Origin of the sequence: Hydrogenophaga sp. Root209, from assembly GCF_001428625.1 — a bacterium.
GTDB lineage: Bacteria > Pseudomonadota > Gammaproteobacteria > Burkholderiales > Burkholderiaceae_C > Hydrogenophaga.
Genome location: NZ_LMIE01000012.1, coordinates 119342 through 137640 on the forward strand (window position 1 = coordinate 119342; position 18299 = coordinate 137640).

At 66.8% G+C, this 18299-nt stretch carries 15 protein-coding genes; 13 read left to right on the forward strand and 2 right to left on the reverse strand.

The window, feature by feature from the left end:
• Nucleotides 1–7 precede the first annotated feature (7 nt).
• From ASE11_RS09310 to ASE11_RS09320, 3 genes are all read left to right on the forward strand, one after another.
• Complete coding sequence (locus ASE11_RS09310; protein ID WP_056269560.1) at nucleotides 8–1189, forward strand: acyl-CoA dehydrogenase family protein; 1182 nt, start codon at nucleotides 8–10, stop codon at nucleotides 1187–1189.
• Between the two features lie 11 nt (nucleotides 1190–1200).
• Complete coding sequence (locus tag ASE11_RS09315) at nucleotides 1201–2316, forward strand: acyl-CoA dehydrogenase family protein (protein WP_056269562.1); 1116 nt, start codon at nucleotides 1201–1203, stop codon at nucleotides 2314–2316.
• Nucleotides 2317–2390: 74 nt separating this feature from the next.
• Nucleotides 2391–3767, forward strand: coding sequence for an alpha/beta fold hydrolase (locus tag ASE11_RS09320; protein ID WP_056269565.1), 1377 nt, complete (start codon nucleotides 2391–2393; stop codon nucleotides 3765–3767).
• A 9-nt stretch (nucleotides 3768–3776) separates the two neighbouring features.
• On the opposite strand, the gene ASE11_RS09325 is transcribed toward ASE11_RS09320, so the two are convergent.
• The gene (locus tag ASE11_RS09325; RefSeq protein ID WP_056269566.1) at nucleotides 3777–4334 is read right to left on the reverse strand and encodes an HNH endonuclease; all 558 of its coding nucleotides are present in this window, start codon (nucleotides 4332–4334) and stop codon (nucleotides 3777–3779) included.
• Nucleotides 4335–4523: 189 nt separating this feature from the next.
• Between ASE11_RS09325 and ASE11_RS09330 the strand changes: the two genes are divergently transcribed.
• The 5 genes from ASE11_RS09330 (at nucleotide 4524) to ASE11_RS09350 (ending at nucleotide 12159) form a co-directional block, all read left to right on the forward strand.
• Nucleotides 4524–5603, forward strand: a complete 1080-nt coding sequence (locus ASE11_RS09330) for a bifunctional riboflavin kinase/FAD synthetase (protein WP_056269570.1) — start codon at nucleotides 4524–4526, stop codon at nucleotides 5601–5603.
• Nucleotides 5604–5721: 118 nt separating this feature from the next.
• A complete protein-coding gene (gene ileS, locus ASE11_RS09335; protein WP_056269573.1) occupies nucleotides 5722–8589 on the forward strand; it encodes an isoleucine--tRNA ligase in 2868 nt (955 codons plus the stop codon).
• Between the two features lie 87 nt (nucleotides 8590–8676).
• Nucleotides 8677–9186: a signal peptidase II gene (gene lspA / locus ASE11_RS09340; protein ID WP_056269576.1), complete on the forward strand. Its 510-nt coding sequence runs from the start codon at nucleotides 8677–8679 to the stop codon at nucleotides 9184–9186.
• Nucleotides 9187–9256: 70 nt separating this feature from the next.
• Nucleotides 9257–10918, forward strand: coding sequence for a Na/Pi cotransporter family protein (locus ASE11_RS09345; RefSeq protein WP_056269577.1), 1662 nt, complete (start codon nucleotides 9257–9259; stop codon nucleotides 10916–10918).
• A gap of 92 nt (nucleotides 10919–11010) precedes the next feature.
• Nucleotides 11011–12159, forward strand: coding sequence for an aminotransferase class V-fold PLP-dependent enzyme (locus tag ASE11_RS09350; protein WP_056269580.1), 1149 nt, complete (start codon nucleotides 11011–11013; stop codon nucleotides 12157–12159).
• A gap of 289 nt (nucleotides 12160–12448) precedes the next feature.
• On the opposite strand, the gene ASE11_RS09355 is transcribed toward ASE11_RS09350, so the two are convergent.
• Nucleotides 12449–13444 (reverse strand): quinone oxidoreductase family protein, encoded by a 996-nt coding sequence (locus ASE11_RS09355; RefSeq protein ID WP_056269583.1) that lies wholly within the window; start codon nucleotides 13442–13444, stop codon nucleotides 12449–12451.
• Nucleotides 13445–13569: 125 nt separating this feature from the next.
• Here ASE11_RS09355 and ASE11_RS09360 point away from each other — a divergent pair, with 125 nt between their 5' ends.
• The 5 genes from ASE11_RS09360 (at nucleotide 13570) to ASE11_RS09380 (ending at nucleotide 18298) form a co-directional block, all read left to right on the forward strand.
• Nucleotides 13570–14511, forward strand: coding sequence for a DMT family transporter (locus ASE11_RS09360; protein ID WP_056269586.1), 942 nt, complete (start codon nucleotides 13570–13572; stop codon nucleotides 14509–14511).
• A 71-nt stretch (nucleotides 14512–14582) separates the two neighbouring features.
• Nucleotides 14583–15251 carry a response regulator gene (locus ASE11_RS09365; protein ID WP_056270625.1) on the forward strand — a complete coding sequence of 223 codons (669 nt, stop codon included), beginning with the start codon at nucleotides 14583–14585 and terminating at the stop codon, nucleotides 15249–15251.
• Entirely contained in the window at nucleotides 15248–16669 is a 1422-nt protein-coding gene (locus ASE11_RS09370) for a sensor histidine kinase (RefSeq protein ID WP_056269589.1), read from the forward strand. The genes ASE11_RS09365 and ASE11_RS09370 overlap by 4 nt, the downstream gene beginning before the upstream one ends.
• 113 nt (nucleotides 16670–16782) lie before the next feature.
• Nucleotides 16783–17772, forward strand: a complete 990-nt coding sequence (locus ASE11_RS09375; protein WP_056269591.1) for a Bug family tripartite tricarboxylate transporter substrate binding protein — start codon at nucleotides 16783–16785, stop codon at nucleotides 17770–17772.
• 79 nt (nucleotides 17773–17851) lie between these two features.
• Nucleotides 17852–18298 (forward strand): tripartite tricarboxylate transporter TctB family protein, encoded by a 447-nt coding sequence (locus ASE11_RS09380; RefSeq protein WP_056269594.1) that lies wholly within the window; start codon nucleotides 17852–17854, stop codon nucleotides 18296–18298.
• The last annotated feature ends 1 nt before the right edge of the window (nucleotide 18299 follow it).

The following is an 18299-nucleotide window of genomic DNA, read 5'->3' on the forward strand; positions in this document are numbered from 1 at the left end:
ACATCCCATGGATTTGGCATTCACGCCCGAAGAACAGGCGTTTCGCGAGGAAATCCGCGGCTGGGTCAAGGCCAACCTCCCCGCAGAGATCGCCCACAAGGTCCACAACGCCCTGCGCCTGACGCGCGACGACATGCAGCGCTGGGCCAAGATCCTCGGCAAGAAGGGCTGGCTCGGTTGGGGCTGGCCCAAGGAATTCGGCGGCCCCGGCTGGAACGCGGTGCAGAAGCACCTGTTCGAGGAAGAGTGCGCCCTGGCCGGCGCGCCGCGCGTGGTGCCTTTCGGCCCCGTGATGGTGGCACCGGTGATCATGACCTTTGGCAACAAGGAGCAACAGCAGCGCTTCCTGCCCGGCATCGCCAGCGGCGAAGTCTGGTGGAGCCAGGGCTACAGCGAACCCGGCTCGGGCTCGGACCTGGCCTCGGTGAAGTGCCGTGCCGAGCGCCAGGGCGACAAGTACATCGTCAACGGCCAGAAGACCTGGACCACGCTGGGCCAGTACGGTGAATGGATCTTCTGCCTGGTGCGCACCAGCAACGAAGGCAAACCGCAGACCGGTATCTCCTTCCTGCTGATCGACATGAAATCGCCCGGCGTCTCGGTGCGCCCCATCAAGCTGCTCGACGGCGAGAGCGAGGTCAACGAGGTCTGGTTCGACAACGTCGAGGTGCCGTTGGAAAACCTGATTGGCGAAGAAAACAAGGGCTGGACCTACGCCAAGCACCTGCTGAGCCACGAGCGCACCAACATCGCCGACGTGAACCGCGCCAAGCGCGAACTCGAGCGCTTGAAACGCATCGCCAAGGCCGAAGGCGTGTGGGACGACAGCCGCTTCCGCGATCAGATCGCCCTGCTTGAAGTGGACGTGGTGGCGCTGGAAATGCTGGTGCTGCGCGTGCTCTCGGCCGAGAAATCGGGCAAGAACTCGCTCGACATCGCCGGCCTGCTGAAGATCAAGGGCAGCGAAATCCAGCAGCGCTACAGCGAACTCATGATGCTCGCGGCCGGCCCCTACAGCCTGCCCTTCATCGAGGAAGCCATGGAAGCCGGCTGGCAGGGCGACTTCCCCGGCGGAGTCAACGCGAACGCACCGCTCGCCTCGACCTACTTCAACCTGCGCAAGACCACCATCTACGGTGGCAGCAACGAAGTGCAGCGCAACATCGTCGCGCAGACCGTGCTCGGCTAAGGAGAAAACAGATGGACTTCGATTTCAGCGACGACCAGGAACAGCTGCGCGACGCGGTGCGCAAATGGGTCGACAAGGGCTACACCTTCGAACGCCGCAACGGCATCGTGGCCGCAGGAGGTTTTGACCGCGCGGCCTACGGCGAACTCGCCGAGCTCGGCCTGGCCGGCCTCTACGTGAGCGAAGACGATGGCGGCATGGGCATGGGCCCGATCGAAGGCATGGTGGTCATGGAGGAGCTGGGCCGCGGCATCGTGCTCGAACCACTCGCCCAGACCCTGGTCACTTCGGGCGTGCTCGGTGGCTATGCCCCGGCCCAACTGAAGGCCGCCTGGCTGCCCCGCATGGCCTCCGGCGAAGCGCTGGTGGTGCTCGCGCACCAGGAGCGCAAGGCCCGCTACAAGCTCGATGTGTGCGCCACCACCGCCATCCAGGCCGGCAGTGGCTGGACGATCTCCGGCTCCAAGAACCTGGTGCCCGCCACCGACCAGGCCGACGCCTTCGTCGTTCCCGCCATGGCCAGCGGCAAGCTCGCCCTGTTCCTCGTGGAGCGCAGTGCCTCGGGCGTGGCCACGCGCGGCCACCACACGCAGGACGGCGGCCGCGCTGGCGACCTGACGCTGAAGGACGCGCCGGCCCAGCTCATCACCACCGATGGCCTGACCGCGCTCGAACACGGCGTGGACATCGGCATCGCGGCCACCTGCGCCGAAGCCGTGGGCGTGATGGACAAGACCCTGGCCATCACGGTCGAGTACATGAACACGCGCAAGCAATTCGGCGTGGCCATCGCCACCTTCCAGGCGCTGCGCCACCGCGTGGCCGACATGAAGATGCAGCTGGAGCTCATGCGCTCCATGAGCTACTACGCCAGCCTCAAGCTCAACGCTCCGGCGCCGGAGCGCCGCGCGGCCATGGCGCGCGCCAAGGTGCAACTGGGCACGTCCATGCGCTTCGTGGGCCAGCAGGCGGTGCAGCTGCACGGCGGCATCGGCGTGACCGACGAGTACATCGTGAGCCACTACTTCAAGAAGCTCACCCAGATGGAAATGAGCTTCGGCGACACCCTGCATCACCTGGGCGAGGTGTCCAGCCGGATGCAGGACACGGCCGGCGTGTTCGCCTGACCCTCTCAGCCCCACCGGCCCGCTCCCCGCGGGCCGCATTGTTTTCGCCACCCGAGAACGATCTGGAGACACGCATGACCACCCGTCGCCACCTCTTTGCCCTGGCGGCCAGCAGCCTGCTGCTGGCCGCCTGCGCCACCGCGCCGCAGGGCGCCGGCCAGCCGCCCATCGTGTTCGTGCACGGCAACGGCGACTCGGCCTCCATCTGGCAGAGCACGGTGTGGCGCTTCGAGTCCAACGGCTGGCCGCGCGAGCGCCTGCACGCCATCGACCTGCCCTACCCGCTCGCGCGCGACGACGACGGGAAAGCCCAGCCAGGGCGCACGTCCACCACCGAGCACATGGCCTACCTCAAGACCGAGGTGGACAAGGTGCTGAAGGCCACGGGCGCGAAGCAGGTGGTGCTGGTGGCCAATTCGCGCGGCGGCAATGCCGTGCGCAACTACATCCAGAACGGAGGCGGTGACAAGACCGTGAGCCATGCTGTGCTCGGTGGCACGCCCAACCACGGCGTGTGGGCGACCCAAGGCTTTCGCGAAGCCAACGAGTTCTCGGGCACCGGGCCTTTCCTCACAGGCCTGAATGCACCCAAGAACGCTGCTGGCGACGAGGTGGCCGGCCCGGTGAAATGGTTGACGATCCGATCGGACAACAACGACAAGTTCGCCCAGCCCGACGGTCTGTGGATCGGCGCCCAGGGAACGCCGACCCACGTGACGTTCGAGGGCCCGGCACTCAAGGGCGCGACCAACGCCGTGCTGCCACGCGTGGACCACCGCGAAACATCGTTTTCGTCCGCCGCCTTCGACACCACCTACCGCTTCGTCACCGGCCAGGGCCCCAAGACGTCGACCGTGGTCATGCAGGCCCCGGTGATGCTCAACGGCAAGGTCACCGGCCTGGGCCTCGTGCCCACCGACCCGGCCAGCGGCAGCTACCCGAACAACCTCCCGCTGCCGGGCGCGCAGCTTGCGGTGTACGCCACCGACCCCGCCACTGGTGAGCGCAAGGGCCCCGCCGTGCACGGCAAGACCGTGGGCATCGACGGCCTCTGGGGCCCCTTCACCGCGCAGGCTGGCGTGCCCTACGAGTTCGTGATCAGCGCGCCGGGCTACGCCACCACGCACATCTACCGCAGCCCGTTCCCCAGAAGCAGCGATCTGATCCACCTGCGCGCGGAGCGCATCGCCGCGGCCGACAAAGACGCGAAGTCCACCGTCACCTTCACGCGCCCACGCGGCTACTTCGATGCGGAGCGCGACAAGATGGCGTTTGACGGCAAGGCGCTGCCGGGTGTGCCGCCCACGGGTGCCGGCGTTTCGAGCTCGAAAATCAAGCTGATGGAAGACGGTGTGCGGACGATCGCAGCGGAGTTCAACGGCGAGAAGATCGTCGGACGCACATGGCCGACTCCCGAGAACCGGGCAGTGGTCCTCGAACTGACCTACTGATTCAAGGCGTCAGGCGTGAAGCCTGGAGCTCTTCGGCAGGTGCGACATCAAAAACTCCATCTGGTCCGCCAGGATGCGGCGGTTGCGCAGGATGAAGTCTTCCCACAGGCTGGGCACGTAGGGCGCGTAAAGCAGCCCCATGTGCGCCTGTTCGGGCGTGCGGTTGCCCTTGCGGTGGTTGCACGACCGGCAGGCCGTCACCACGTTCATCCACAGATCACGCCCGTTCTGGCCCAGCGGCACGATGTGCTCGCGGGTCAGTTCTTCCTCGACGAAATGTTCACCACAGTAGGCGCACACATTGCGATCACGCGCAAACAGCTTGCTGTTGGTCAGCGTGGGCCGCAGGTCGAACGGGTTGATGCGCGGCACGCCCTGGGTGCCGATGATCGAGTTCACGTTGACGATGGACTGGCGTCCGGTGATCGCGTTGTGTCCGCCATGAAACACCGCGATCTCGGCCCCCATCTCCCAGCGCACTTCATCCGCCGCGTAGTGCAGCACGGCTTCTTCCAGGCTGATCCACGACTGTGGCAGCCCCTGGGCTGAGAGCTTCAAGACCTTCAAGACGGACTCCTTTGTGCAACGGCAGCAGCGGAAAACAGGCCCCGGGGGGCCCGACATCGCCCGCAGGCGTGGCCTGCGAGCGTGTATCGTCGTGTGTCAATATAGCGCGCTTTGATGACGCAGCCGTCGCGCAGCCACATTCCCCACTGCAGCCAGGCTGACCGCGGCCCCACACCCCTCCGACCCGGCATGAAAATCTTTCGTGGCTTGCGCAGCCGCCGCACCAACGCCCTCGATGCAGTCCCCAGCGGCTGCGCGCTCACCATCGGCAATTTTGACGGCGTGCACCGCGGCCACCAGGCCATGCTGGCGCTTCTCAACAACGAAGCAAAGCACCGCGGCGTGCCCAGCTGCGTGATGACCTTCGAGCCGCACCCGCGCGACTACTTCGCCGCGCTACACCACCAGCCAGAGCTCGCCCCCGCCCGCATCGCCACGCTGCGCGACAAGCTGCAGGAGCTCGAACGCTGCGGTGTCGACCAGTGTGTGGTGCTGCCGTTCAATACCAGGCTCGCCGCGCTGACACCACAGGCCTTCATCGAAGACATCCTGGTCGGCTCGCTGGGCGTGAAATACGTATTGGTGGGTGACGACTTCCGCTTCGGCGCCAAACGCGCCGGCGACTACGCCATGCTGGATGCCACCGGCAACCGGCTGGGCTTTGATGTGGCACGCATGCAAAGCTACGAGGTGCACGGCCTGCGCGTGTCCAGTTCGGCCGTGCGTCAGGCTCTGGCAGAAGGCCGCATGGACGACGTCGCGGCGCTGCTCGGCCGGCCCTACAGCGTCAGCGGCCATGTGGTGCACGGGCGCAAGCTGGGCCGCCAGCTGGCCGAGAGCAGCCCTGGGCGGGGCGACGGTTTTCGCACACTCAACCTGCGGTTTTCCCACTGGAAGCCCGCTGCCAGCGGCATCTTCGCGGTGCTGGTGCACGGTCTCGGCCCCCATGTCGATTCACCCCCCCTGTCCGGTGTGGCCAACCTCGGCGTGCGTCCTTCGCTCGACCCCGATGACGTGAACGGTGGGCGGGTGCTGCTCGAAACCCATTGCCTCGACTGGCCCGGGGCTCTGACAGAGAGCCTGCCCGATGGGGAGGCCTACGGTAAAATCGTCCGCGTGGAACTGCTGCACAAACTGCATGACGAGTTGAAATACGACAGTCTGGACGCCCTGACCCAGGGCATCGCACGCGACTGCGCCGACGCACGCGCCTTCTTCGCCTCGCTGCATACCCAAACCCACCGCCAGACCACGCGCGACCGAATTTAGACCTCGCGTCTATCCGGTCGCTGCCCTTCGACAGGCTCAGGGCGAACGGTGTCTCCTTCCGTCTTTTCTCACTCCCCGTTCGGGCTGAGCTTGTCGAAGCCACCACGGAATCCCCGCCATGTCTGAATCCACCGCCGCTGCTGCCGACTACCGCAGCACCCTGAACCTGCCCGACACCCCGTTCCCCATGCGCGGCGACTTGCCCAAGCGCGAGCCGGGCTGGGTCGACAGCTGGAAAGAAGGCGGCCTGTACAAACGCCTGCGCGACGCACGCGCCGGTGCGCCGCTGTTCGTGCTGCACGACGGCCCGCCCTACGCCAACGGCAAGCTGCACATCGGCCACGCGCTCAACAAGGTGCTCAAGGACATGATCGTCAAGAGCCGCCAGCTCTCGGGTTTTGACGCGCAGTACATCCCCGGCTGGGACTGCCACGGCCTGCCGATCGAAAACGCGATCGAAAAACTGCACGGCCGCAACCTCAGTCGCGACGACATGCAGGCCAAGAGCCGCGCCTTCGCCACCGAGCAGATCGGCCAGCAGCGCGAGGACTTCCGCCGCCTGGGCGTGCTAGGCGACTGGGAGCGCCCTTACCGCACCATGGACCCGGCCAACGAGGCCGGCGAGATCCGCGCCTTCAAGCGCGTGATCGAGCGCGGCTTTGTCTACCGTGGCCTGAAGCCGGTGTACTGGTGCTTCGACTGCGGCTCCTCGCTGGCCGAGTTCGAGATCGAATACGCCGACAAGAAGAGTGACACGCTGGACGTGGCCTTCGAGACCGACGACGGCGCAAAGCTCGCGACCGCCTTTGGCCTGGGTGTGTTGCCCGCGGAGAAGACCGCCTTCGCCGTGATCTGGACCACCACCGCCTGGACCATCCCCGCCAACCAGGCGCTCAACGCCCACCCGGATTTCACCTACGCCCTGGTCGACACGCCCCTGGGCTGCCTGGTGCTGGCCGAGACCCTGGTCGACAAATGCCTGGAGCGCTTCGGCCTCACCGGCACCGTGGTCGCCACCGCACCGGGCAAGGCTTTGGGTGGCCTGAACTTCCGCCACCCGCTGTTCGACGTTGATGCCGGCTATCGCCGCCTATCGCCCATGTACCTGGCCGAGTACGTGAGTGACGCCGACGGCACCGGCATCGTGCACTCCTCACCCGCCTACGGCGTGGACGACTTCAACTCCTGCGTGGCGCACGGCATGTCGGTCGACGACATCCTCAACCCGGTGCAAGGCAACGGCGCGTATGCGGCCGAGCTTGCGCTCTTTGGCGGCCTGCACATCTGGAAGGCCGTGCCGGTGATCCTGGAAGCGCTCAAGGCCGCCGGGCGCCTCATGGCCACGCAAAGCATCACCCACAGCTACCCGCACTGCTGGCGCCACAAGACACCGGTGATCTACCGCGCCGCGGCACAGTGGTTCGTGCGCATGGACGAAGGCGAGGGCGTGTTCACGAAAGACAAGGCTCCCAAGACGCTGCGTCAGCTCGCGCTCGATGCCATCGACGCCACGCGCTTCTACCCCGAGAACGGCCGCACCCGGCTGCGCGACATGATCGCCAACCGGCCCGACTGGTGCATCAGCCGCCAGCGCAGCTGGGGCGTGCCGGTGCCGTTTTTCCTGCACAAGGACAGCGGTGAACTGCACCCGCGCACCATGGAGATCCTCGACCAGGCGGCCAACATCGTGGAGAAAGGTGGCATCGAGGCCTGGAGCCGCGTGACGACCGAGGAGATCCTCGGCGCCACCGACGCACCGCACTACACCAAGAGCACCGACATCCTGGAGGTGTGGTTCGATTCCGGCTCCACCTTCTGGCACGTGCTGCGCGGCAGCCACGCAAACGCCTACCCCAACGGCGCGTTTCACACAGAAGGCCCCGAGGCCGACCTCTACCTCGAAGGCCACGACCAGCACCGTGGCTGGTTCCACAGCTCGCTGCTGCTGGGCTGCGCGCTCTACGACCGCGCGCCCTATAAAGGCCTGCTCACCCACGGCTTCGCCACCGACGGCCAGGGCCGCAAGATGAGCAAGAGCCTGGGAAACACGGTGGAGCCGCAGAGCGTGACCAGCAAACTGGGCGCCGAGATCGTGCGCCTGTGGGTGGCCAGCACAGACTACTCGGGCGACCTCAACATCGACGACAAGATCCTCGCCCGCGTGGTCGACGCCTACCGTCGCATCCGCAACACGCTGCGCTTCCTGCTCGCCAACGTGAGCGACTTCGACCCCGTCACCGACGCCGTGCCGCCGGACCAATTGCTGGAGATCGACCGCTACGCCCTGGCGCGCGCGGCGCAGTTCCAGGCCGAGGTGCTCGCGCACTACGCGGTGTACGAGTTCCACCCGGTGGTGGCCAAGCTGCAGGTGTACTGTTCGGAAGACTTGGGCGCGTTCTACCTCGACGTGCTCAAGGACAGGCTCTACACGACGGCACCGGGCAGCCTGGCCCGGCGCAGTGCGCAGACCGCGCTGCACCAGATCACCCACGCCATGCTGCGATGGATGGCGCCGTTCCTCAGCTTCACGGCCGAGGAAGCCTGGCCGGTGCTGGCCGGTGCGCAGAACCAGGGCTCGATCTTCTTCGAGACTTTTGCAAAGCTGCCCGATGCCGATGAAGCACTGCTGGCGAAGTGGTCGCGCATCCGCGCGGTGCGCGAGACGGTGAACAAGGAGATTGAAACGGTGCGCACCGCTGGCGGCGTGGGCTCGTCCCTGCAGGCCACGGTCAGGCTCACCGTGCCGGCCGACGACCACGCCCTGCTGACCTCGCTCGGTGACGACCTCAAGTTCGTGTTGATCGTCTCGCAGGTCGAATTGCTGGAAGGCGATGCCCGGGTCGAGGTGAATCCGGCCACCGCCGCCAAGTGCGAGCGCTGCTGGCACTACCGCGACGACGTGGGGGTGGACATCGCGCACCCCACGCTGTGCGGCCGCTGCATCAGCAACCTGTTCGGCGCGGGTGAAGCGCGTTCGGTGGCCTGAGATGAACCCCCACGCTCATCACTTCGTGTATTCGCTGCCCCCCATGGGGGCGCATGCCTCCCTTGGGACGGCCCGGCGGGAGGCATCATGACCCGCACCAACACTGGCGGCATCTGGCCCTGGCTGGGTCTGGCCGCCTTGCTCGTGGTGGCCGATCAGGCCATCAAGGTGCTGATCCTGGCCAACTACGAGTTGGGCGAGAGCACCACCATCACCAGCTTCTTCAACGTCGTGCGCGTGCACAACACGGGTGCCGCCTTCTCGTTCCTGGCCGATGCGGGTGGATGGCAACGCTGGTTCTTCACCGCGGTGGGGGCGGCCGCGGCCGTCTTCATCGTGTGGATGCTGCGTTCGAACCCGGGCCAGAAGCTGTTTGCGTTCGCGCTGGCCTGCATCCTGGGCGGCGCCATCGGCAACGTGGTCGACCGCCTGCTGCACGGCTACGTGGTGGACTGGCTGGACTTCCACTGGGACTTTCTCGGAGGCCTGTTCCCGGGCGGCCACTTCCCGGCATTCAACATCGCCGACATGGCCATCACGGTCGGAGCCATGGCGTTGATCCTCGACGAAGTCCTTCGCGTGCGGCGCAACCGTTGAACCGGCCTCGTTCACCAGGCAGCCACGCCGCCCAAAGGCGGCAGCGCCCGGGCGTATAGTTTCTGCGTCAATGAAACATCTGTTGGATCTTCTGGCGGCCATCGCCCTCCTCGTCTGGGGCACGCACCTGGTGCGCAACGGCGTGCTGCGTGTTTTCGGCAGCAACCTGCGCCAGATCCTGGCCGCGAGCATGGGCAACCGCTTCACGGCGGCGCTCTCGGGTCTGGGCGTCACGGCGCTGGTGCAGTCCAGCACCGCCACCGCGCTCATCACGGCGTCGTTCGTCGGTCGCGGCCTGATTGCCCTGCCGGCCGCCCTGGCCGTGATGCTGGGCGCCGACATCGGCTCCAGCCTGATGGCCGTGGTGTTTTCCTTCGACCTGTCGTGGCTCTCGCCGCTGTTCATTTTCCTGGGCGTCACGCTGTTCATCTCGCGCCAGGGCACGTCCGTGGGTGACTGCGGGCGCGTGCTCATCGGCCTGGGCCTGATGCTGCTGGCCTTGCGGCTCATCTCCGGCGCCACCAGCGTGCTGACGCAGAACCCGGCGGTGCAACTGATGCTGGAGTCGCTCACCAGCGACCTGCTGCTCGAAATCCTGGTGGGTGCCGCGCTCGCGGTGGTGGCCTATTCCAGCCTGGCCGTGGTGCTGCTGGCCTCCACGCTCGCGTTGCAGGTGGTGGGGCTCGATGTGGCGCTGGGCATCGTGCTGGGGGCCAACCTGGGCAGCGGTCTGCTGGCCGTCATCACCACCGCCAAGTCCGGCATCAGCACCCGCCAGGTGCCGCTGGGCAACCTGCTCTTCAAGGTGTTCGGCGTGGCCATCGCCATCTGGCTCATTCCCACCTGGCTGCGCTTCATGCAGCCCATGGTGCAGGATCCGGCCACGCTGACCGTGCTGTTCCACCTGAGCTTCAACCTGATGGTGGGCGCGGTGTTCATCGGCCTCACCCGGCCGGTGGCCAGGCTGGTGGAGCGCCTGCTGCCGTTGAAGGCGGACAAGAGCCCGCTGGACCGGCCCAACCACCTCGACCCTTCAGCGCTGGCCACGCCCTCGCTCGCCATTTCCTGCGCCGCGCGCGAGGCCATGCACCTGGCCGACATCGTGGAGACCATGCTGCGCGGCGTGGTCACCGTGATCAAGACCAACGACCTCAAGCTGGCACAGGACCTGCGCAAGCTCGATGATTCGGTCGACAGCCTGTACACGGCGATCAAGTACTACCTCACCAAGATCTCGCGCCAGCAACTCAGCGAGGCCGAGAGCCGGCGCTGGACCGACATCATCAGCTTCACCATCAACATGGAGCAAATCGGCGACACGGTCGAGCGCGTGCTGCTCGACATCGAGGACAAGAAGATCCGCAAGGGCCGCAACTTCTCCGAAGCCGGCATGGCCGAGATCAGCGAGCTGCACGCCCGACTGCTGGACAACCTGCGCCTGGGCATGAGCGTGTTCCTCAACGGCAACGTGCGCGACGCCCAGCGGCTGCTGGAAGAGAAGGTGCGCTTTCGCGACATGGAGCGCGAGTACGCCGCGACCCACCTCGATCGCCTTTCGGGCCTGAGCCAGCAGAGCATGGACACCAGCGCGTTGCATCTGGACCTGATCAGTGATCTCAAGCGCATCAACTCGCACATCTGCTCGATCGCCTACCCCATCCTCGACAGTGCGGGCGTGCTCGCTCCCAGCCGGCTTCGCGAGCCACCCTCGGCAGACGTCAGCCGCCTCTGACGGTGTCCGGGCCTTGTGCTGCGCGGCTGCGAAATCGCAGGTGCTGTGCTACGCTGGCCCTCCCTTCCGCGACCCGCCCAGGAGACAACAACATGCCCGGACTGCTGCCCCACATCGACCCCGACGGCCTGCTCGAGTTTTCGGTGGTCTACACCGACCGCGCGCTCAACCACATGTCCAAACGCTTCCAGGGCGTGATGACCGACATCTCGGCCATGCTCAAGCGCGTGTACGGTGCGCACTCGGCGGTGCTGGTGCCCGGCAGCGGCACCTTCGGCATGGAATCGGTGGCGCGCCAGTTTGCCCACGGCAAACACGTGCTCGTCATCCGCAATGGCTGGTTCAGCTACCGCTGGACGCAGATCTTCGACATGGGGAGCATCCCCGCCAGCCACACGGTGATGAAGGCCCGGCGCACCGGCACAGGCGCACAGGCCGCGTGGACTCCGGCACCGATTGAAGAGATGGTCGCAACCATCGCACGCGAGAAGCCCACGCTGGTGTTCGCACCGCACGTGGAAACCGCCGCCGGCATGATCCTGCCCGACGACTATCTGAAGGCCGTGGCCGATGCGGTGCACGCGGTGGGGGGCCTGTTCGTGCTGGACTGCATTGCCTCCGGCGCCATGTGGGTCGACATGAAGGCCACTGGTGTGGACATCCTGATCTCGGCTCCCCAGAAAGGCTGGAGCAGCTCACCCTGCTGCGCCATGGTGATGCTCAGCGAGCGAGCCCGCACCGCCATCGACGCCACGCAGAGCACCACCTTTGCAATGGATCTGAAGAAGTGGCTGCAGATCATGGAAACCTACGAAGGCGGCGGCCACGCGTACCACACCACCTTGCCCACCGACGCGCTGACGCGGCTGCGCGAGACGATGGTGGAGACCGAGGCCTATGGCTACGAGCGGGTGCGGCAGGAGCAGATCGCCCTCGGTTCGCAGGTGCGCGCACTGCTGGAGCGCCATGGTTTCCCCAGCGTGGCGGCCAGCGGTTTTCAGGCGCCCGGCGTGGTGGTGAGTTACACCACCGACCCCGAGATCCAGTCGAGCAAGAAGTTTCTGGCGGTGGGTCTGCAGACGGCTGCGGGTGTGCCGTTGCAATGCGATGAAGGCCCGGAGTTCAAGACCTTCCGCATCGGCCTCTTCGGCTTGGACAAGTGGCACGACGTGCCGGCCACGCTGCAACATCTGGAGCGGGCGTTGGCTGACGTTGCACCCAGGCAGGCGCAGCCTGCCTGACTTTCCGTGCATTGACCTCGCGGGATCGGGGCGTGACGGCGCTCTGCTCCGCGAATGTCCCCCGGGGCCTGCGGCCCCTCCTCCTTTATTTCGCTGCGCAGAACGCCATCACGCCCCGATCAGAGACGTGTGGGCGTTCGAACGTTGGATCGCCCGGGTGCTCGCGGCCTTGGAGCATTGGGTAACCGACGCAGCGAAATAAAGGAGGAGGCGGCTCCAGCCGCCGGGGGACATTCGCGGAGTCGGCTACCCAATGCTCCAAGGCAACCAACAACGCAGGCACGAAAACTCAGGGCAACAGAATGGTGCAGCCAGTGGTAGCCCGCGCCTCAAGACTCTCATGCGCCTTGCGCACCTCGGTCAGGGGAAAACGCTGGTCGATGTGGATCTTCACCTGATTGCCTTCGACCATCGCGAACAAGTCGTCGGCCATGGCCTGCGTGCGCTCGCGGCTGGTGATGTGCGAGAACAGGGTCTGGCGCGTCACGTACAACGAGCCCTTGGGGCCGAGGATGCCGGGCGCGAAAGGCGCCACCGGGCCGGATGCATTGCCAAAGCTCGCCATCAGGCCGAAGGGGCGCAGGCAGTCGAGCGATTTGTCAAACGTGTCCTTGCCCACCGAGTCGTACACCACCTTCACACCCTGGCCGTTGGTGATCTCCTTCACCCGCGCGGCAAAGTCTTCGGTGCGGTAGTTGATGGCGTGGCTGGCACCGTTCTCCAGGGCCAGTTTGCACTTCTCGTCCGACCCCGCCGTACCGATCAGTTGCAGACCGAGCGCCTTGGCCCACTGGCAGGCGATCAGGCCCACGCCACCGGCAGCAGCGTGAAACAGCACGAAGTCGCCCGGCTCCAGTCCGTCGACCGGGCGGCAGTGCTTGAGCAGGTACTGCGCGGTGAGGCCCTTGAGCATCATGGCCGCGCCGGTCTCGAAATCGATCGCCTCGGGCAACTCGCACACGTTCATGGCCGGCATCACGCGCACGTCGCAGTAGCTGCCGGGCGGGTTGGCCGCGTAGGCCGCGCGGTCACCGGCCTTGAGGTGCGTCACGCCCTCGCCCACTGCTTCGATCACGCCCGCGCCTTCCATGCCCAGCGACAGCGGCATGGGAAACGGGTAGAGACCGCTGCGCTGGTAGACATCGATGAAGTTCAGACCGATGGCGTGGTGGCGGATGCGCACCTGACCCGGGCCAGGGTCGCCCACGCTCAGGGTGTCGATGACGAGTTGCTCGGGGCCACCGGGGGCGTGGATGCGGACAGCGCGGGTTTCTTGTGTGCTCATGGAGGGTCTCCTCGTTGTTGAAACAGTGCCCTTGGATGCTGCCACGAATGCACCGGATCGCCGGGGCGACAGCCCATCGTCCCCATCAACCGACCGGACATGCTCGGGTTGCTACAGTCCAGCCGATGTCAGCTGCACCCACCCCACGCCTCACGCCCGCCACCATCGCCCTCCTGGTGATCCCACCGCTCATGTGGGCAGGCAACGCCGTGGTGGGCCGGATGATGCAGGGCGTGGTGCCACCGGTCACGCTCAACTTCCTGCGCTGGGCGCTGGCCCTGTTGCTGATGCTGCCCATTGCCGGGCGCGTGCTGCTTCCGGGCCGCGACGGCATGTGGCCACACTGGCGGCGTTTCGCGCTGCTGGGCCTGCTGGGCGTGGGCTGCTACAACGCCCTCCAGTACGTGGCCCTGAAAACCTCCACGCCATTGAACGTGACGCTGGTCGCGTCGAGCATGCCGGTGTGGATGTTGCTGCTGGGCCGCATCCTTTACGGCGAGGCCATCTCGCGCCGTGCGGCGCTGGGCGCCGTGCTGTCGCTCACCGGCGTGGCGGTGGTGCTCTCGCGCGGCGAACTCGACCACCTGCTGGCGGTGAAGCTGGTGCCGGGTGACGCCTGGATCCTGCTGGCTTCGCTGCTCTGGGCCTGGTACAGCTGGCTGCTGGTGCGGCCCAAGCCAGGCACGGAACCGGCCCACATCAAGGCCGACTGGGCCACCTTCCTGCTCGCGCAGATCGTGATGGGCGTGCTCTGGTCGGGCCTGTTCGCCGCTGGCGAGTGGCTCACGCTGCCGCCGCTGGCCGATGGCGCGCACCACATCCAGTGGGGCTGGCCGCTCGCGGCCGCGCTGGTCTACGTGGCGGTGGGTCCTTCGCTCGTGGCCTACCGCTGCTGGGGCGCCGGCGTGGCGCGGGTGGGCCCGGCCATGGCGTCCTTCTTCAACAACCTCACGCCCCTGTTCGCCGCCCTGCTCTCGGCCACGCTGCTGCGCGAGCCACCGCAGCTCTACCACCTGGCCGGCTTCGTGTTGATCGTGGGCGGGATTCTGGTCAGCTCCCGGCGCTGAGGCAGGCCCGATTCAGCCCGACAATGCGCGGTCGGGCGAGACACCCGCGCCACCCATCCGAGGGCATGCCCATGAGAATCCTGTTGGCCGAAGACGAAACCGAACTGGGCAACTGGCTCACCAAGGCCCTTGCCCAGAGCGACTTCCAGGTCGACTGGGTGAACGACGGCCGCCTGGTGCGCCGCAGCCTCAAGGCCACGAAATACGACGCGCTGATCCTGGATCTGGGTCTGCCCGGACTGGGTGGACACGATATACTGGCCGACCTGCGCGAGGCCGACGAGCGCCTGCCGGTTCTCATCCTCACCGCGCGCGACTCGCTCATGGAGCGCGTGAGCTGCCTGCACGGCGGGGCTGACGACTTCCTGGCCAAGCCCTTCGAGGTGAGCGAACTCGAAGCGCGGCTGATCGCATTGATCCGCCGTTCGCGCGGACAGGAACATCCTCGCTTTGCCTGCGGGCCTCTCAGCTACGACAGCGCCGCCAGACAGTTCCGCCTGCTGCATGAGCCACTCACCCTCACGCCGCGCGAACACGCGGTGTTGCGCGCGCTGATCCAGCACAGTGGCGAAGCCCTGTCCAAGCGCGAACTGGTGGAGCGCGTGTTCTCCGACGAACAGGACGTGAACCCGGAAGCCATCGAGGTGCTGGTGCACCGCCTGCGCAAGCGTCTCGAAGCATCTCCCGTGCGCATCACCACGCTGCGAGGCATGGGTTACCTCCTGGAATGTCCAACATGAGGCTGTCGCACTGGCTCGGCGGCAGCATCCGCCGCACGCTGCTGGTGGTGCTGGTACCGGGCATGCTGCTGGTGTTTTCGGCCGAGCTCTGGCTGGCCTGGCGCACCGCCAGCGAAGCGGCCGACGCGGCCTACGACCGATCCCTGCTGGGCGCGGTGAAGTCCATCGACTCCAGCATTTCCACTGCCAGCGGCGGTCTGGGTGTGGAGTTGCCCTACCGCATGCTGGAGTTCTTCGAGCTCACCGCCAACGGGCAGGTCTACTACAGGATCGCCACCGAAGACGGACTGGTCGAGATCGGCAGTTCCGATCTGCCCCTTGCGCCCAGTCCGCTGCAGTCGGGCAAGCCCCAGTTTCACGAAGGTGTGTACTTTGGAGAACCGGTGCGCGTGGGCAGCTACGCGCGCGAGCTGTCCACACCATTGGCAGGCCAGCCAGGACCGCAGCGTGTGGTGATTCAGGTGGCCGAGACGCTGGAGGCCCGCACCGACTTCCGGCGCTCCCTGGTGCTGCAGTCGGTGGCGCGCGACTTCCTGCTGGTCGCGGTGGCCAGCACCCTGTTCGGTCTGGCCATCGCCTGGGCCATGCGCCCCCTGGCGCGGCTGCGCCAGGACGTGGAAGCCCGCCCACCGCAGGATCTCACCCCGATGGACAGCGAGGGTGTGCCGGCCGAGGTGCTGCCGCTGGTGGGTGCGATCAACCACCATATCGGGCGCAACCGCGAACAGGCCGAGGCGCGCCGGCGCTTCATCGACGACGCCTCGCACCAGCTGCGCACGCCGCTGACCACGCTGGCCACACAGGTGGCCTTTGCCCAACGCGAGGACGACCCTGCCGCGCTGCGCGAGGTGATGGACAACATCCGCCAGCAACTCGACGAAACCATCCGCCAGACCAATCAGATGCTCTCACTGGCCAAGGCGGACAGCGCGGCGCCCGAACCCGAACTGCTGGACGCGGTGGTGCTGGCCGAAGACCTGATGCGCCGCTGGTGGCCGATGGCACGCGAACAGGGGGTGGACCTGGGCCTGCAGGCGCCCATGGCCACGCTGCCCTTTCGCGGCGAGCCCGGCCTGCTGAAGGAAGCCTTGTCCAACCTGCTGCACAACGCCATCCGCCACGGCGGTGCAGGCTGCCACGTGACGCTCGCGGTGGGCCACAGCGAGGACCGTGTGCGCTTCAGCGTGGTCGACAACGGGCCTGGCCTGCCGCCCGACGAACTGGCGCGCGCCGGCGAGCGGTTCTTCCGCGGCCGCCAGGGCCCGTTGCCCGGCTCCGGCCTGGGGCTGGCGATTGCGCGCACCGTGGCCCAGCGCCATGGTGGCGAGATGCGGGTGAGCGCCGGGCCCGAGGGGCGCGGGCTGGAGGTCACGATGGAGTTGGCGAGCGCCGGCACCTCGGCGAGGGATCCGGGTTAACCCTGAAAAATCGGCCTCATCGCTGAAAGCGGCCTGAAAGTGAGCTTTTTCTACAGTGCCCTCATCGCAACAGATCCGTTGCGAGCGTTTCACCCCCAAGAGGAGACACTTTCATGAGCATCACATCCCGTCTGGTTGCTGTGGCCGTCTCGGCCAGCGCCGTCACCGCTTTCGCCGCCGGCGCTCTGGACAAGACCGAGTGCATCGCGCCGGCCAAGCCCGGCGGCGGCTTCGATCTCACCTGCAAGCTGGTGCAAAGCGCGCTGCAGGAGGGCAAGTTCATCGCCGACCCGATGCGCGTGACCTACATGCCCGGCGGCATTGGCGCCGTGGCTTACAACACCGTGATCGCCCAGAAGCCCGACGCGGCCAATGCCATCGTCGCGTTCTCGGGCGGTTCGTTGTTGAATCTGGCCCAGGGCAAGTTCGGCCGCTACACCGAGAACGACGTGCGCTGGCTCGCCGCCATCGGCACCGACTACGGCGCCGTGGTGGTGGCCGAGAACTCACCCTTCAAGTCGCTCAAGGATGTGATGGCCGCCATCAAGGCAGACCCCACCAAGGTGGTGCTGGGCGCCGGAGGCACCGTGGGCAGCCAGGACTGGATGAAGGCTGCACTGACCGCGCGCGCCGCCGGCGTGAACCCCAAGACCATGCGCTACGTGGCCTTTGAAGGCGGCGGTGAAGCACTGACCGCGCTGCAGGGCGGTCACATCCACGTGTTCACCGGCGACGCGGCCGAGGCAGGACAGCAGATCAAGGCCGGCGCCAAGGTCCGCATCCTGGCGGTGATGAACGACAAGCGCCTCACTGGCGACATGGCCAGCATCCCGACCGCCGCCGAGCAGGGTTATGACGTGGAATGGCCCATCGTGCGCGGCTTCTACCTCGGCCCCAAGGTCAGCGACGCCGACTACAAACTCTGGGCCGACACCTTCACCAAGCTGATGGCCACGCCCGCCTACGACAAGCTGCGCAGCGAGCGCGGCCTGTTCCCCCTGGCCCTGACTGGCGCGCCGCTGGACGCCTACGTCAAGAAGCAGGTGGCCGGCTACCGCAAGCTGGCCGAAGAGTTCGGCCTGAACGTCGTGCCCGCCAAGTGATACCCGCAGGGCCACGGCCCTGCTTCGCGGCGCCACCCCTGCGGTGGCTCGCCTCCCGCTTTCTCACCGGAGTCTCCCCATGAGTGACCGCGTTCTCGGCGTGGTGTGTGTTGTCGCGTCCGCCGCCATGGCCTGGGCCGCGCAAGACTACGCCGCCGCCATCTCTTACGAACCTGTCGGCCCGCGCGCTTTCCCGTTGCTGCTGGCGTGTGGTCTGGGCCTCTCGGGCCTCTGGCTGGTGCTGCGCCCCAGCGCAGGCGCCGAAGCCTTCCACGGTGTTCCATGGAAGTCCACGGCTCTGTGCGCGGCCGCCGTGCTGGCCTACGCGCTGCTGTTTCAGTGGCTGGGCTTCCCGCTGGCCACGGCCCTGATGGCCGTGCCGGTGGGCATGGCGTTTGGCGGCAGCTGGAAACAGTCGCTCGCCGGAGGCACTGCACTGGGCCTGGTGCTGTTCCTGCTGTTTGACAAGCTGCTGGATGTGGTGCTGCCGACCGGCCCGCTGGCCGCGCTGCTCGGAGGAAACTGAC